The organism is Leptolyngbya sp. NIES-2104 (genome assembly GCF_001485215.1).
In the GTDB taxonomy this organism is placed as follows: Bacteria; Cyanobacteriota; Cyanobacteriia; order Leptolyngbyales; family Leptolyngbyaceae; genus Leptolyngbya.
Genome location: NZ_BBWW01000001.1, coordinates 3147605 through 3162503, shown reverse-complemented (window position 1 = coordinate 3162503; position 14899 = coordinate 3147605). Strand labels below are relative to the sequence as shown.

13 protein-coding genes are annotated in these 14899 nt (G+C 47.2%); 7 read left to right on the top strand and 6 right to left on the bottom strand.

Going from position 1 to position 14899, the window contains the following annotated elements:
• The first annotated feature begins 17 nt into the window (after positions 1–17).
• Positions 18–446 (top strand): hypothetical protein, encoded by a 429-nt coding sequence (locus NIES2104_RS14935; RefSeq protein WP_058999005.1) that lies wholly within the window; start codon positions 18–20, stop codon positions 444–446.
• Here NIES2104_RS14935 and NIES2104_RS14930 read toward each other — a convergent pair.
• Together NIES2104_RS14930 and petJ are read right to left on the bottom strand one after the other, a co-directional pair.
• Positions 440–1492, bottom strand: coding sequence for a SpoIID/LytB domain-containing protein (locus NIES2104_RS14930; RefSeq protein ID WP_058999003.1), 1053 nt, complete (start codon positions 1490–1492; stop codon positions 440–442). The genes NIES2104_RS14935 and NIES2104_RS14930 overlap by 7 nt on opposite strands.
• 294 nt (positions 1493–1786) lie before the next feature.
• Entirely contained in the window at positions 1787–2134 is a 348-nt protein-coding gene (gene petJ, locus NIES2104_RS14925; RefSeq protein WP_225895246.1) for a cytochrome c6 PetJ, read from the bottom strand.
• Positions 2135–2922: 788 nt separating this feature from the next.
• Between petJ and NIES2104_RS14920 the strand changes: the two genes are divergently transcribed.
• The 4 genes from NIES2104_RS14920 to NIES2104_RS14905 all read left to right on the top strand — a co-directional run bounded on the left by NIES2104_RS14920 (position 2923) and on the right by NIES2104_RS14905 (position 8095).
• Positions 2923–4281 carry a CmpA/NrtA family ABC transporter substrate-binding protein gene (locus NIES2104_RS14920; RefSeq protein WP_058998999.1) on the top strand — a complete coding sequence of 453 codons (1359 nt, stop codon included), beginning with the start codon at positions 2923–2925 and terminating at the stop codon, positions 4279–4281.
• 55 nt (positions 4282–4336) lie between these two features.
• The gene (gene ntrB / locus NIES2104_RS14915; RefSeq protein ID WP_082690000.1) at positions 4337–5161 is read left to right on the top strand and encodes a nitrate ABC transporter permease; all 825 of its coding nucleotides are present in this window, start codon (positions 4337–4339) and stop codon (positions 5159–5161) included.
• A gap of 22 nt (positions 5162–5183) precedes the next feature.
• Positions 5184–7157: a nitrate ABC transporter ATP-binding protein gene (locus NIES2104_RS14910; RefSeq protein ID WP_058998997.1), complete on the top strand. Its 1974-nt coding sequence runs from the start codon at positions 5184–5186 to the stop codon at positions 7155–7157.
• 80 nt (positions 7158–7237) lie between these two features.
• Complete coding sequence (locus NIES2104_RS14905) at positions 7238–8095, top strand: nitrate ABC transporter ATP-binding protein (RefSeq protein WP_339375132.1); 858 nt, start codon at positions 7238–7240, stop codon at positions 8093–8095.
• 58 nt (positions 8096–8153) lie between these two features.
• Here NIES2104_RS14905 and NIES2104_RS14900 read toward each other — a convergent pair whose 3' ends face one another.
• Positions 8154–9074, bottom strand: a complete 921-nt coding sequence (locus tag NIES2104_RS14900; RefSeq protein WP_058998995.1) for an alpha-amylase/4-alpha-glucanotransferase domain-containing protein — start codon at positions 9072–9074, stop codon at positions 8154–8156.
• A 321-nt stretch (positions 9075–9395) separates the two neighbouring features.
• Between NIES2104_RS14900 and NIES2104_RS14895 the strand changes: the two genes are divergently transcribed.
• Complete coding sequence (locus NIES2104_RS14895) at positions 9396–9983, top strand: NYN domain-containing protein (protein ID WP_058998993.1); 588 nt, start codon at positions 9396–9398, stop codon at positions 9981–9983.
• Here the strand turns inward: NIES2104_RS14895 and NIES2104_RS14890 are convergent.
• Together NIES2104_RS14890 and NIES2104_RS14885 are read right to left on the bottom strand one after the other, a co-directional pair.
• Positions 9962–11737: an ABC transporter ATP-binding protein gene (locus tag NIES2104_RS14890; protein WP_058998991.1), complete on the bottom strand. Its 1776-nt coding sequence runs from the start codon at positions 11735–11737 to the stop codon at positions 9962–9964. The two genes, NIES2104_RS14895 and NIES2104_RS14890, sit on opposite strands and share 22 nt — an antisense overlap.
• A gap of 98 nt (positions 11738–11835) precedes the next feature.
• Positions 11836–12477, bottom strand: a complete 642-nt coding sequence (locus tag NIES2104_RS14885; protein WP_058998989.1) for a cofactor assembly of complex C subunit B — start codon at positions 12475–12477, stop codon at positions 11836–11838.
• A 46-nt stretch (positions 12478–12523) separates the two neighbouring features.
• Here NIES2104_RS14885 and NIES2104_RS14880 point away from each other — a divergent pair, with 46 nt between their 5' ends.
• Entirely contained in the window at positions 12524–13804 is a 1281-nt protein-coding gene (locus tag NIES2104_RS14880; RefSeq protein ID WP_225895245.1) for a D-alanyl-D-alanine carboxypeptidase, read from the top strand.
• On the opposite strand, the gene NIES2104_RS14875 is transcribed toward NIES2104_RS14880, so the two are convergent.
• Complete coding sequence (locus tag NIES2104_RS14875; RefSeq protein WP_058998987.1) at positions 13785–14876, bottom strand: tetratricopeptide repeat protein; 1092 nt, start codon at positions 14874–14876, stop codon at positions 13785–13787. The genes NIES2104_RS14880 and NIES2104_RS14875 overlap by 20 nt on opposite strands.
• Positions 14877–14899 lie beyond the last annotated feature (23 nt).

Sequence of the window (14899 nt, the reverse complement as noted above, 5' to 3'; positions counted from 1 at the left end):
CAAGGCAGGAACTTTATATGTCGAGAGTAACGCTGAAAACAACGCAAATTCAACCGAATGAGCAATATTTATTTGAGAATGCGATTCTTACTACGGTTGATGATTTATACAATCAGATTAGAATTGCTGATTTTTACACGTCATACCCTGATGCGAATTGCTGCTTTATAAAGATTGCGGCACTTCTAGCAGTTCCACAAGTTCGATCGCATTCTGCAAATCTCTTAATTACCGCAAGTGCGATCACACCCAAATTTGCCCCAACTTTGATTCGATTATACGAACAGATGTCTGCTCCAAAGTTCGTCATCAGTTTAGGAGCTTGCAATGCAACAAGCAATTCGATGCTTCAGAATGTGAATACGGTGATTCCGGTCAATGTGCATTTAGCAGAATGTCCGCTGCGATCGCAAACCCTAATCGATGCGATCGCTGATTTTCAGTAATGATCTTGCTCAATCCGCGCAAGGTTCGTTTTCGGATAGTATCTCGCCAAGATTTGCTTGTAAGTAAATCCGGTTTCCGCAAGTTCCAACGCTCCAAGCTGACTCATTCCTTTACCGCGAAACGCATCTGCAACGATCGCATCCGAAGCCGCATACAGCGATTCAACAATTCCGCCTTTATAACTAATGAATTCACCTGCTGTCTGATCGACCGCTTGGTTTGTGCGCTCTGATTCCTTTGAGATACCGCTGTAGACCTGGAAATATTCATCTGACCCCATGTGATACAAGGGTTGCGCCCGTCGGAAATAGTACGTCAACGCATACGATCGAGCCGCGACCGCCTGTGCCTTCAACGCTTCTTTATTCCAACTCGGTGATACTTCACTTGCCACTACACTGTAGAGATAGTGGCGCAGATTAATATAGTTCACCACCCAAATTCGCCCACCTTGTGCCGCGAGTAAGAATCTTCCTCGATAAGGCTTGTCTCCCAGATACAACACCCCATTTGCAGGCGGCTGAACCATCACCATTCCTGGAAGTTGTTTACCCGCGAAATTAATTTCATCGCCAGTCCCTTGAACAGCGTAAGGATTTCCGGCAGCAAGTTGACTTAGCGATCGACCATTTGAATCGACGATCGTGGCTCCTTGAGAAGCCACGATCGATAGTGTTGGTTGCCCCATCGCGATCGCAACCTGCATTTCAATCAGTGAATCCACTGTCCCGACCGATGCGGCAAACGCAGCTTTCGCTCTCTCATTAATTGCCGCTTGCTCTTTTGTATATTTCTTCGGATCGACTGGGGTTAAGGTCGGTTTCGCAATAGGGGATTTCTGAACGGTTGGAGATGGAGTAGGCAACGCAAATGAACTTGGAACCGTAGTGGGTGTGATTCCTCCAGTGGAAGCCTGTGGAGCAGGTTTTGCTTCGGTTTGGGTGTGCTGGTTCAGATGCAGTCCTGCAATTGGAATTAGTGCAAGGAATGGGACAAGCAACCAGGGACGCTGTTTTAGCCACTCTAGAATCAATTTACGCCACATAAAAAACGATCGGAATTCAGGATTAAATATCGGATAGCCTCTTCACCTTAAAGCATGTTTGAGAACGATTGAAAGTTCTTTCGCTCTCGTTCCGTTCCCGCCCTGAAATGAATTTCGGGCTAACCGACGAAAGTCTACTGAAGTAGACTGGGAGCCAGTTTCAAGTTCTTAGTCCATTTCTAATGGACTTTCGCCGATTAGCCCGAAATTCTATTTCAGGGCGGGACGCTGCAACGAACGACACTTCTCAAACACCTTCTTACCCTCTATTCAATCCCAAATCCCAAAATCCGCCTACCAGCCTTTTTCAGCTTTATCCAAAACGTACAGTGCAACCGATTGGATTTGATCCTCATTCAAGCGACCTTTAAACGAAGGCATTGCACCTTTACCATTCGTGACTTGAATCACGATCGCTTCAACCGTATCTTTCCCGTTTGCCACTAACGCATCTTTTTTCAGCGTTTTTGCTGGATTAATCGCGTTTCCGCCACCAGCATGACAAGCCGCACAATTTGCATTAAACACTTTCGCACCTGCTGCCGCATCCGCTGCCCATGCAGGTTGGTTCATCCCTAATAGAAATAGAACCGAAAGTGCGATCGACATCACCAGTGTTCTCATTCTCTGAATTGTCTTCATCGTTTATCTCTGAAACATCAATCAGCGAGGAATACTCGCCAGTGCTCATGCTGTCTTTGCAGATTTCCGCTCGTCAAAAGACAGTTTGTAGAACATTAAATTTACGAAATTTATCTTAATAATTAGTTACACTTTGAACGCGAATCTAGAAACACGCTCTGATGCAGTAGCATATTTGTTACCTACAACAATTATTCAAAAAGTTAGGATTTCGGAGAAAAGGGTCAACGATCGACACAATTGAATTGATCCACATCAAATTATTAAGAGAATCTATAGTCATACTTTGGTCGATTTAATCATTAGAAAACTCCCGAAAAAACGGCGAAATTTAAGACGACTATTTATTCAACTCGATACCAAACCAAGATACGATTTGAATGCAGTTAAATTTCTTATTGTTTGAATTTAGAATTCCTTTAGTTCGAGTCGCTTTTTTAGTAGACGGGCGTTCCTAAAGACGATAATCTTATTTCAATCCAACAGTTGAATTTAATACATTCAACCGTATGGTTGCCCGGACAAATAGAAACCATTGATTCGACTCAATCGTTTCTACAGCGTTCAAAAAGACAGATATTTTCTCATAAAAATACGCAAGCGTGGTTCGTTCTTACTGACCGTTAATCACTCAAAGATTCAGCCATTTCAAATTTGTTTAATCAACAAAGAGAGAAGCTGAAACAACGATTTCAAGTCAATTTGTGACGAGCTAACTGCTTCTGTGAAACTCCCCCAAATCATTCGATTTGCTGCGGGAGAAGCCTTGCTATCCTTGGAGACTCGACATGACCGAATTCAACTTCTTGACGCGCCGAAAGTTTTTGTGGACGGCTAGTGCAGCAGCAGGAGCCGTCACACTGAAAGGCTGTGCAATTAACCCGCCTTCCCCGTCCGATCTATCCCCAAAAGCCCAAGCACTTTCGCTTTCGCCTGCCGAACTACCCGAAACCGCTCGGATCAAACTCGGCTACATTGCGATCGCTGAATCTGCACCTTTGATTATTGCCAAAGAGAAAGGATTCTTTGCTCGCCATGGCATGAGCGATGTAGAAATCTCCAAGCAGCCCTCTTGGGGAGCCGCTCGCGATAATGCAGAATTAGGTTCCGCAAACGGTGGGATTGACGGTGGACAATGGCAAATGCCGATGCCGCATTTGTTGAGTGAAGGTCTCATTACCAAAGGAAACCGTAAGATTCCGATGGTTGTCTTAGCACAACTCTGCACTCATGGAAACGGGGTTGCGGTCGCAAACACCCACACTGGGAAAGGCTTTGAGTTAAACCTTGCTAAATCTGGAGCAGCAGATTACATTCGCGAACTAAAGCAGCGAGGAATCCCATTCAGAGCCGCTTACACGTTCCCGAAGGCGAACCAAGATTTCTGGATTCGGTACTGGATGGCAGCAAATGGAGTTGACCCCAACACTGAAATTAACTTGATGGCGGTACCATCGGCGCAAACAGTTGCCAACATGAAGACCGGAACAATGGACGCTTTTAGTACTGGCGATCCTTGGCCCTATCGGATTGTGCGAGATGGTGTTGGATTCTTGGCTGTATTAACGGCTCAAGTTTGGCAATATCACCCTGAAGAATACCTCGCGGTTCGTCGAGAGTGGATTGAGAAGAATCCAAAAGCCACCAAAGCAGTGCTTAAGGCAGTCATGGAAGCTCAGCAATGGTGCGACAAGGCAGAGAACAAAGAAGAACTCTCGCGCATTTTGGCTCAGCGTAAGTACTTCAATGTTCCGCCGAATTTCCTGCGCGGTCCTTATGCGGGCGAATACCAACTCGGCGATACCAAGCGGACAGAGAACAATCCAGAACTCGCAGTCAAGTACTGGAAAGACGGCAGAGGTAGCGTTTCTTATCCGTACAAGAGCCACGATTTATGGTTCCTGACCGAAAGCGTGCGCTGGGGATTCTTGCCGCAAGGTGCATTGGGTGAAGCCGATCGCATTGTCAACGAAGTGAATGGCGAGAAGTTCTGGCGAGAAGCCGCTCAAGAATTAGGTTTGGCACAGTCTGACATTCCGCAGCAGACCACTCGTGGTGTTGAGAAGTTCTTTGATGGTGCGGAGTTCGACCCGACCAAGCCCCAAGCTTACCTCGATAGTTTGAAGTTCAAGAGTTTGAAAGCCTAGTCGCGACTAGGAACAGCGTGAATCACAGTCTCACATTGCAGTAAGGAGAATCGACATGACAGCTACGTTGGGTAAAAGCAGACCTGGATTCGGTGGAATCAATTTATCAAAGCTAGGTAAAGAACTCGCGCCTCCCTTGATCGCGATCGCAATTTTCTTGATCGTTTGGGAATTGCTCTCTGCCTCGAAAGTGATTCTGTTGCCACCGCCGTCGAGCTTGTGGACAGACGAACGGACACGTGAACTATTGTTCTATCCGTTCTTCGATCGCGGGGGCACCGATAAAGGGATTTTCTGGCAAACCTGGGCATCGCTGCAACGGGTGGCAATTAGCTATACCGCAGCAGCCATTGTTGGAATCGCGCTCGGAATTCTAGTCGGAACCAAGCCGCTCATCTCAAAAGCGCTCGATCCGCTGTTCATGTTCTTGCGTACTGTTCCGCCGTTGGCATGGGTGCCGATCTCGCTGGCAGCGTTGCAGAAGAACGAACCTGCGGCACTGTTCGTGATTTTCATTACTGCGATTTGGCCCATCTTGATTAACACCGCTGTGGGTGTGAAAGAAATTCCTCAGGACTACAACAACGTTGCAAAAGTACTGCAAATCTCACCGAAAAAATACTTCTTCAAAATTTTGCTGCCGTCTGCACTGCCTTACATCTTTACCGGAATGAGAATCTCGATCGGTCTTGCATGGTTGGCAATTATCGCAGCAGAAATCGTGATGTCGGGGATTGTAGGAATCGGTTTCTTCATCTGGGAAGCGTATCAGAACAACTACATCAGTGAAGTGATTCTGGCATTGTTCTACATCGGTGCAGTCGGTTTGTTGCTTGATCGCTTCGTGGGCTGGATTCAGTCCCTCATCGTTAAACAGTAATTACTAGAGGGAGGACAAGCACATGACGAGTTTCGTTTCAGTCGAACAGGTTGAAAAGTCCTTCCCGCTTCCTGGCGGGGACGAGTACCTGGCACTCAAAGGCATCGATTTACAAATCAAGAAAGGCGAATTCATTTCTCTGATTGGTCACTCTGGTTGCGGCAAGTCTACGCTGCTCAATATGATTGCAGGCTTAGACAATCCGACAGGTGGGATTGTGACGCTCGAAGGATTAGTGGTGAAACAACCCGGTCCCGATCGCATGGTGGTGTTTCAAAACTATTCGCTCTTACCCTGGTTAACGGTGCGTGAGAACGTGGGTTTGGCAGTCGATGAAGTTTTGACCGAGAAACCCCAAGCAGAGCGCAATGAACTCACCGAGAAATACATCAAGTTAGTCGGACTCGGACACGCGATCGACAAGTATCCTCACGAAATTTCTGGGGGGATGAAGCAACGGGTCTCGATCGCTCGTGGTTTGGCAATTCAACCGAAACTGTTACTGCTCGATGAGCCGTTCGGTGCGTTGGATGCGTTGACTAGAGGGAACCTGCAAGAGCAGTTGATCAAAATTTGTGAGGAAAATCAAGTCACAGCGGTGATGGTGACTCACGATGTGGATGAGGCTGTGTTGCTTAGCGATCGGATCGTGATGCTCACAAATGGTCCAGGGTCCAAAATCGGCAACATCCTCGATGTGGACATTCCTCGCCCGCGTCGCCGGATGGAAGTGGTGAAGCACCCTAGCTACTACAGCTTACGCAGTGAACTGATCTACTTCTTGAACCAGCAAAAGCGCGTGAAGAAGATTCGAGCGCAGAAAGTCGCAACGGTTGCCCGTCATGGTTTAGAGAAAGTCAATCTCGAAATCGGATTTGTGCCGCTCACCGCTTGTGCTCCGTTGGCAGTAGCAAAAGAGAAAGGCTTCTTCACCAAGCATGGTTTGGATGAAGTGTCTCTCGCTCGTGAAACAAGCTGGCGTGGGATTGTAGACGGCATGACTGCTGGTTATCTCGATGCGGCTCAAATGCCTGCTGGAATGCCGCTTTGGATTACGCTGGGTGGCAACGAGCGGAATGACAATCCTGCCGTTGTGACTTCGCTCACGATGACCCGCAACGGCAACGGAATTACGCTCGATCGACGCTTCAAAGAACAAGGCATCAACACCTTGGAAGACTTTAAAGCAATGGTGGATCGCTCTCCTGAAAATCCGCACCGCTTCGGCGTGGTTCACCCGTCCTCGATGCACAATATGCTGCTGCGGTACTGGTTAGCAGCAGGTGGAATTGACCCCGATCATGATGTGCATCTGCAAATCATTCCGCCCGCTCAGATGGTGGTGGACTTGAAAGCAGGCACGATCGATGGATTCTGCGTCGGTGATCCTTGGAATCTGCGCGCAGAGCGTGAAGGAGTCGGAACCACGATCGCATCAGACATCGACATCTGGCGTGGTCACGTCGGTAAAATTCTCGGTGTGCGCGAAGAGTGGGCAGCGAAATATCCGAACACTCACATTGCACTGGTAAAAGCGCTGCTCGAAGCTTGCCGCTATTGTGCAGATCCTGCGAACACGACCGAAATTCGTCAGATTCTGGCACGTAAGGAATATGTCGGGACTCAGGTAGAATATATTCAACTTGGGTTGGGAGTCTCTGATCCGGCACATCACTTATTCTTTGGGGAAGGCGCAAACCGTCCGAGCCGGACTGAGCAGCTTTGGATTATGACGCAAATGGCGCGTTGGGGAGACATTCCTCTGCCGCGCAACTGGGTAGAAGTGTTAGAAAAAACTTGCCGTGTGGATGTCTTTAGTACCGCTGCACGTGAGTTAGGTCTAGCAGAACTGAGCTACGCCCGGAACAAGATTGAATTGTTCGACGGTGTTCCGTTCAACTCTGAAGATCCGATCGCTTATCTCAACAGTTTGGCGATCAAGCGCGACTACACGATGGCAGAAATCAATCTGCGACCCGCTCGATCTGTTGCTTAGTTTGAATTGGGGCATCTACAAAAATGCCCCGAATTGACTCTAGTTTCGCTGTCAATTCCTAACCTCAGAGTCTTACCACTATGAATCTCCCCATTGCAATGAACACACAACAAACCGCGACCGTCAATGCTGTGCGGTCATCCTTAGCTCAACCGTTCCTAACGCTGGAAAACGTTGTTAAAGTTTACAACACCCGCAGCGGTCCTCAAACGATCATCAAAGAGATCAACCTGGAAGTCCAACAAGGTGAATTTATCTGCGTGATCGGTCACTCTGGCTGCGGCAAGTCCACGATGCTGAACACGGTTTCAGGCTTCGTGACTCCGACTGAAGGCGAAGTGAAACTGAGAGGAAAGCTGGTTGAAAAGCCGGGTCCCGATCGCATGATGGTGTTCCAAAACTATGCACTTCTGCCCTGGCTCACTGCATTCGAGAACGTTTATTTGGCGATCGATTCTGTGTTTCCGCAGAAGTCGCACGCTGATAAAAGCGCGATCGTGAATGAACACCTAGCGATGGTGGGACTTTCGGAAGCCGCTCAGAAAAAGCCGCCTCAGTTATCGGGTGGGATGAGACAGCGCGTGGCGATCGCTCGTGCCTTGTCGCTGCGTCCTGAAGTGCTGGTGCTCGATGAACCGTTCGGAGCATTGGACGCGATTACCAAAGAGGAATTGCAGGAAGAACTGGCGAAAATCTGCTTGGATCACGGTTGTACGGTGTTGATGGTGACACACGACATTGACGAAGCGTTGTTCCTTGCCGATCGCTTAGTGATGATGACGAACGGACCCGAAGCAACGATCGGTGAAATTCTCACGATTCCGTTTGCTCGTCCTCGCGATCGTGCTCAAGTGATGGAAGATCCGCTCTATTATGATCTGCGAAACGAAGCGTTAGACTTCCTCTACAACCGCTTCGCCCACGACGACACGCACTAAGAAATGGGGAGTCGGGAATGTGTTGTATTCATTCCCGATTTTCTTCTCTGTGCTCTATTCAATCTCGATCGAGCTTCACTTTCAGTTGACGATACTGAATCTGGAATGGTTCTAGAGTTGCGATCGTGCCGTTACGCTCTGCAATTTCTAAATCATACGGCATGGTTGTACAAGGTTCCATTACCAATACATAGTAGTCATTCCAGCCGCCGTAGCTCTGGAACATCCAAACATACGGAAAATCAATTAGATTAAAGTTCATCATCAGAGTGGAGCGCGATCGCGGATTTCTCACGCCACATTGCCCGATCGCGAGTCCAGAACTGTAGTAGAACTCTTGAAGCTGTGACGATCGCTCTGGAGTTCGATTGAGGTAAACCACTTCACCATTTTTGTCGATCGCAGTTGGAAACTTGGTCTTTCCAGGCTGTCCGATGATGCGACTGAAATCGAGCACCACAGGTTCAATGTCGCAGTCAGGGAGAATGATTTCATCTCCGGCTTCGATTGCGATCGCGGCGTGTTGTTTGAACAAAAATGAAACCGATTGCTCTGAAAGATTCTGAAATTGATAATTCACATCGACTTGAGAACCTTCGATGCGGATGGTCTTTTCCACGTTCACTGGAACCGTTTGGCAAGTTAAGCCTAATCGGAGGCTAGATTCCCCTTGCTCCAGGATGTTCCAAGCCTGCGACCAGAATTCCCCATGATCGACTAATTGCCGCCCTTGGAACTCACCAGCGGCATCATTCGGAAAGATTTCGTCCCAGCCCCCTGTCCAATGTCGATCGAACGATTCCCCGATCGCGATCGATCTGGTCTGCGTCGAATCATAGTGTGAAGGATGCCAGATCCAATCATGCCCAGTGCGTTTATCGAGTAAGCGATCGATGCGTGCTCCCAGATCGGGACGAATCACGACCGCAATTTCCGCATTCTCTAGCATCATCTCGGTTTGCAAAAGTTCTCGCTGCAAGGATCTATCCTCAGAAACAGTCCTGCAAATCCTACCGCTATCTTAAAATCCTTCTCGTCTCTCTAGAGAAACAGGATTGCTGCGAGTGCCTCTAGTATGAAGAAAGATTAAGAATGCTAAGTTTTGTGTATTTTGTCAGATTTCGTTTAGCAAAGAAGAGAAAAATCAGGTTAAATCTAAAGAAAGTGTTAAGAATTATGAGAACGATTAGAATCTCTACAAGATCACTCTACCGTTTGCAGGTCACTTTGCGGCAACCGAAGTCACCTTTTATGGTTCTTAATGCAGCGTTAACCCCTATTTTTCCTAGGAGCGGTTCCGATGCAATTAATTTCACGATCGACCCAATCGTCTCCGTCTACCCATTCACCTTCTATACAAGCTCCCTTATCTGAAGCTCCAGAACGAGTCGTCGTTTTGATCGATGGTGCAAATCTGTTCTACGCAGCAATGCAGCTTGGATTAGAAATTGACTATACCCGCTTATTGCATTGTTTAACCAAAGGTCGATTGCTGGTTCGAGCTTACTTTTATACCGGAGTCGATCGCACCAATGAAAAACAACAGCGATTTCTGCTTTGGATGCGTCACAACGGCTATCGAGTCGTTGCTAAAGACCTGATCCAACATCCAGACGGCTCTAGAAAAGCAGATTTGAACATTGAAATGGCAGTCGATATGCTCACACTCTCACAGCACTGTGACAGAATCGTGCTGCTTAGTGGTACAGGTGATTTAACTTATGCAGTCGATCACGTTGCCTACCGGGGTGTACAAATCGAAGTGGTGAGCTTACCGACCATGACCAGTGATAGCTTGATCAATGTGTGCGATCGCTTTGTTGACCTATCCAAACTAAAACCTGAGATTGAGAAGCTCCGACCTGTTCAAGCTCGAATTCCCGATTGAACCCGCCACAGTCCTGCATACACTCGATCGAGTTCAAGTAGCTCTTCATGAGTTCCTTGCTCAACAATGCGACCGTATTCCATCACATAGATACAGTGAGCTTGTCTGATTGTTGAAAGCCGATGCGCGATCGCGATCGTGGTTCGGTGCTGTGTGATGGTTTCAAGCGATCGCTGAATGGCTGCTTCAGTTTCGTTATCCACCGCAGAGGTTGCTTCATCGAGAATCAAGATAGGCGGATCTTTAAGGATTGCTCTTGCGATCGCGAGTCGTTGTCTTTGTCCGCCAGATAGTTTCTGACCGCGTTCACCCACGATCGTGTCATAGCCTTGTGGCAACTGTGCAATAAATTCGTGAGCTTCTGCAAGTTTCGCCGCTTGAATGACTTCTGCTCGACTAGCATCGAAACTGCCGTAAGCGATGTTCTCTGCAACGGTTCCATGAAATAGGAACACTTCCTGACTGACCCAACCGATACAACGTCGTAGGTCACGTAATTGCAATTCTCGAATATCAATGCCATCAATCAGAATCTGACCTTGCTGAATCTCGTAGAATCTAAGCAACAGTTTGACTAAGGTACTTTTTCCTGAGCCTGTTGCCCCTACAATTCCGATCGTTTGTCCGGCAGGGATGTGCAGCGATAGCTCTTTAAGTGCAGGAGTGCGATCGCGATAGGCAAAGGTAATGTTCTGAATGTCCACATCACCTTTGACTTGATGTGTGGGAAGCAATCGGTTTCCGGTTGGAATCTCGATCGGGGTATCTAAGAGATTCATCACGCGATTGATCGATGCCATTGCTCTTTGATACTGATCTAGCGTTTGTCCCAATGTTGTAAAGGGCCACAACAACCGCTGAATAATAAACACCATGAAGCCATAAGTTCCGACTGAAAGGCGACCATTTGCAGCTTCAATTCCACCGAGAAACAAGGTTGCCGTAAATCCAATCAAAATCACAAATCGAATCAAGGGAACGAATGCCGCAGAAAGATCGATCGCTTTTCGATTACTCGATCGATACGCTCCACTCTCTACACCGACTCGATCGAGTTCATAGTCTTCCGCCGTAAAACTCTTAATCGTCGCAATCCCCGACAAGTTATTCGCCAATCTTGCGCTAATCAATCCTGATTTCTGTCTGACATCCGCATATCGTGGAGCCAATCGATTCTGAAACACGATCGATCCCCACAAAATAAATGGAATCGGCAACAGTGCCAGCCACGAAACCGAAGGTGCAAATGCAATAAATGTTCCACCTACTAACAATACCGTGGTGAGAAACTGCAAAATCTGATTTGCACCACTATCGAGAAATCTTTCAAGCTGATTAATATCATCATTGAGAATGGCAAGTAGATTACCTGTAGTTTCAGTTTCAAAAAAGCTCAGCTCTAATTCTTGTAAATGCTGGTAGGCATCCAACCGCAAATCATGCTGCATATTTTGAGCCAGATTTCGCCATTGTCGATCGTAGAAATATTCAAATACCGATTCCAATCCCCAAATCAACAGCGTCAGGAATGAAATGAATGTCAGTTGTCCGATGAGATCGGTGATTCCGAGTGCAGCAATCCAAGAGCGATCGCGACTCACCACAATATCAACCGCAATCCCGATTAAGTAAGGCGGCGCGAGATCAAAGACTTTGTTGAGAACTGAATAGACGCTGGCACGGAGAGCTTGAGAACGATAAACGCGATCGTAGTTAAACAATCGCTGGAGCGGGTGAGGCTTGGCAGATGGCATAATTACTAAATCCAAGTAATCTCACTATGCTACAACTTGTCGTTTTATTTTGCAGCGCTCACAGCTAGAGAGAAATTAAGCGACGATGCTTGCAATCTCTATAGCTGGCTAAGCGTATTATCGAGTTTTTCTGCGATCGCACTTACCCAGTTTTCGTCCTGCCGCGTATAACTCCGAGGCGCATTCGCTCCTAAAATCAGAACGCCATCTTTCCCGATCGGCTGACAAATCACGCCTTGAGTATTTTCAGGCAGATAGTCGAACTCAATCTTTCCAGGGTAAACATTCAACGCGACTAGATAAATTGGTTTTTGCTTATCGAGAACTCGCTGCAAGATTGCGCCTAGTTTCACTTCTTTGTTTGGGCTGAGAATGCCGCGACGGAGAAGAACTCTACCGCGATAGTAGACGATTAGCGATCGCGTAACGGTATTCGTCAGCAAAATATGGGACACCCAAGCTAACTCAGTTTTTACCGCTTCTGGCAAATCTGGATCAAGCTCAAAACCTTCGTCGCCAATCAACTCGACACTATCCGGGGTTCGGGGTTGAATTTGCTGCCAGATTAAGCCCGTCAGAATCAGAATCGCGCTCAAAATCACGCCCATCACATCGGATCGCGCTTGAGAATTGGTCAGATCAGGGGTGAGAATTCGATTGGTGAATAACAAACTTCCGCCGAGAATGCCGACAGCGATCGGTAAAAGTCGTAAAATTCGATTCGGATCAGGCTTTGCCATAGTCAGTTGTTGAACGATACTCTTTTACCGTACAGGAGGAAGGGATTTGCTGGATCTGTTGAGTGCAGGATTAGTGTCAGGGTGGCTCAAACTTGCCGGATTACCCACTTCGTTTGATCCGAGTGAAATGATCGCTCACACAACGGTTCAAACTCCTTTTTGGCGATCGAACGATCCAACAGCAGAAAAGCTTGTCAAAGACTATCTCAAATTCCTCAATTCTCAAGGTCTAAAATCTGACGAACAAGGAATCTGGCTGCAATCTGGAGCGAATTTGCTATTCAGCAATCGGGGTACAACTCCGGTTCCTGCGGCTTCTTTGACAAAAATTGCAACCTCACTCGCATCACTGCAAACTTGGGGCGCGAATCATCAGTTTGAGACGCTGATTAGTGCAACAGGCACGATCGAGAATGGCACACTTCAAGGCGATTTGATTATTCAAGGCGGCGGTGATCCATTGTTTGGGTGGGAGGATGCGATCGCAATTGGTAACGCGCTTCAAAAACAAGGAATTAAGCGCGTTTCAGGCAATCTAATCATCACCGAAAGCTTTATGATGAGCTTTCGAGATGAAGCCGCTAAATCCGGTGAACTTCTGAAAAAAGCTTTGAACTCTAAAATTTGGGATGAGGAGATTCGAGATGAGTTCGGTGCTAAGGAAATGATCCGCCCGACGATCGAAATAAAAGGCAATGTGCAGACTGGATCAGCGAATCCAACACAAGTTTTATTGAAATACCGATCGCTTCCCTTAGTTCAATTGCTCAAGTATCTCAATGTTCACAGTCAGAATGAGATGTCACAACTGTTAGCGGACAATCTGGGAGGTGCAAAGACTGTGATTGAAAAAGCTTCTCAAGCTGCGAATATTTCACCTGATGAATTGCGGTTAGTAAACGGATCTGGACTCGGAACAGACAATCGAATATCACCTCATGCAGCTTGTGCGATGTTTGCTGCGATCGAGCGAATGATGCACCCGTTGAACTTATCGATCGCTGATTTTTTCCCAACCTCCGGAGTTGATCTCGACGGAACAATGGAAAATCGTACCATTCCAAAACACTCTGTGATTAAAACTGGAACCTTAAATCAAGTGAGTGCACTAGCTGGCGTTGTTCCGACTCGCGATCGCGGTTTAGTCTGGTTTGCCATCATTAATCGCGGTACAGATATTCTCGAACTGCGACATCAGCAAGATCTACTCCTCCAAGCTTTGCAGAAAGAGTGGGGGTCTGATGTTGATGCAACAGTGATTCAACCCACAGAATTAAAGCAAACTGCGCCCGAACAGCGGATCGAAATTATGCAGAATCGCGGTTAAAAGCAAGACTACTGTAGAGATGGAACGCTGAACCCCACAATGAAGAGTCATAAGCTTCGAGATGTGCGGGAATTCGATCGAGCAATAATGGAAACTCGATCGCGGTTTCTGCAAATACGGCAAAGTCTGACCACGTTGGCTGTTCAGAAATCTGCTCATTTAGAAAGTTCAGCAAACTATTCCAGTGCAGTCGATTGATCGATTGATCAAGCTCGATCGTGGCATCCCCCATCGCACCAAATCCAATTCCTTGGTCAAAGTGGTACCGCCAATCGCACGATCGCAAAATGCAACGTCTCTTTGGCAAATGCAGATCACAAACTTGCACATAATCTAAGGTTTCCTCTTTGCGCTGTCGCTCAATTTTTCTAAGTGAACCATTCAACACACGCTCGAAGATCGGTAACTGTCCTTCAACTCTGTGCAAAACTTCTGACCAATTAAACGTCAGTGATCCAAGCTGTCCGGTTTCGTTATGACAAACGACGACAGCTTGCGGCGCATAGTCGAGAAAATACAGCACTTCAAACACTGGAATTTCCTTGAGTGCAGATTCAGTCGTGCAGAATGCTGGAATGTTTGCCGCTCTAAGTTGTTGCTGGTAAAAGTTTAGTTCCCCGATCGCGCCTAATCGATACACTTTCCAGCCTCGATTCGGTAGCTGCAATCGCGCCGTATACACATCTAAATTGAAAATTCGAGCAAAGTCTTTTGCTGCTTGAGTCCGAGTTTCAGGGGGAATTGCTTCGAGAATTAATAAGCCCGGTTCAATGTTCTCTGGTGCAGATTTCGCTTGCTCGATCGCTTGTTGTCTGAGTGCCTGAGTTTTCGTTGCAATTCTCTGAAGTCCTTGTCGAGCATGAGACACAATCTTAGGATGCGTCACAGACTTTAGAAGCTGCTGATAGAGTGTGGTCGCGCCCTCAAAATTCTCAGACACTTCGTACAGTCTCGCTTTGTACAAATGTCCCCAAGGGTTCTGAGGCGAGGCTTGAAGAAACTCTTTCAACAATCGTGCCGCTAGGTTGTAATCTTGGCGATCGAAGGCTGCCGCAATCTGATCCAGTGACATAATCCCACACGAAAATCTGCCTT

Excerpts from the sequence above, each read along its gene's own strand:
- NIES2104_RS14935 (WP_058999005.1), top strand. The coding sequence starts at position 18 with ATGTCGAGAGTAACGCTGAAAACAACGCAAATTCAACCGAATGAGCAA.
- NIES2104_RS14930 (WP_058999003.1), bottom strand. The coding sequence starts at position 1,492 with ATGTGGCGTAAATTGATTCTAGAGTGGCTAAAACAGCGTCCCTGGTTG.
- petJ (WP_225895246.1), bottom strand. The coding sequence starts at position 2,134 with ATGAAGACAATTCAGAGAATGAGAACACTGGTGATGTCGATCGCACTT.
- NIES2104_RS14920 (WP_058998999.1), top strand. The coding sequence starts at position 2,923 with ATGACCGAATTCAACTTCTTGACGCGCCGAAAGTTTTTGTGGACGGCT.
- ntrB (WP_082690000.1), top strand. The coding sequence starts at position 4,337 with ATGACAGCTACGTTGGGTAAAAGCAGACCTGGATTCGGTGGAATCAAT.
- NIES2104_RS14910 (WP_058998997.1), top strand. The coding sequence starts at position 5,184 with ATGACGAGTTTCGTTTCAGTCGAACAGGTTGAAAAGTCCTTCCCGCTT.
- NIES2104_RS14905 (WP_339375132.1), top strand. The coding sequence starts at position 7,238 with ATGAATCTCCCCATTGCAATGAACACACAACAAACCGCGACCGTCAAT.
- NIES2104_RS14895 (WP_058998993.1), top strand. The coding sequence starts at position 9,396 with ATGCAATTAATTTCACGATCGACCCAATCGTCTCCGTCTACCCATTCA.
- NIES2104_RS14890 (WP_058998991.1), bottom strand. The coding sequence starts at position 11,737 with ATGCCATCTGCCAAGCCTCACCCGCTCCAGCGATTGTTTAACTACGAT.
- NIES2104_RS14885 (WP_058998989.1), bottom strand. The coding sequence starts at position 12,477 with ATGGCAAAGCCTGATCCGAATCGAATTTTACGACTTTTACCGATCGCT.
- NIES2104_RS14875 (WP_058998987.1), bottom strand. The coding sequence starts at position 14,876 with ATGTCACTGGATCAGATTGCGGCAGCCTTCGATCGCCAAGATTACAAC.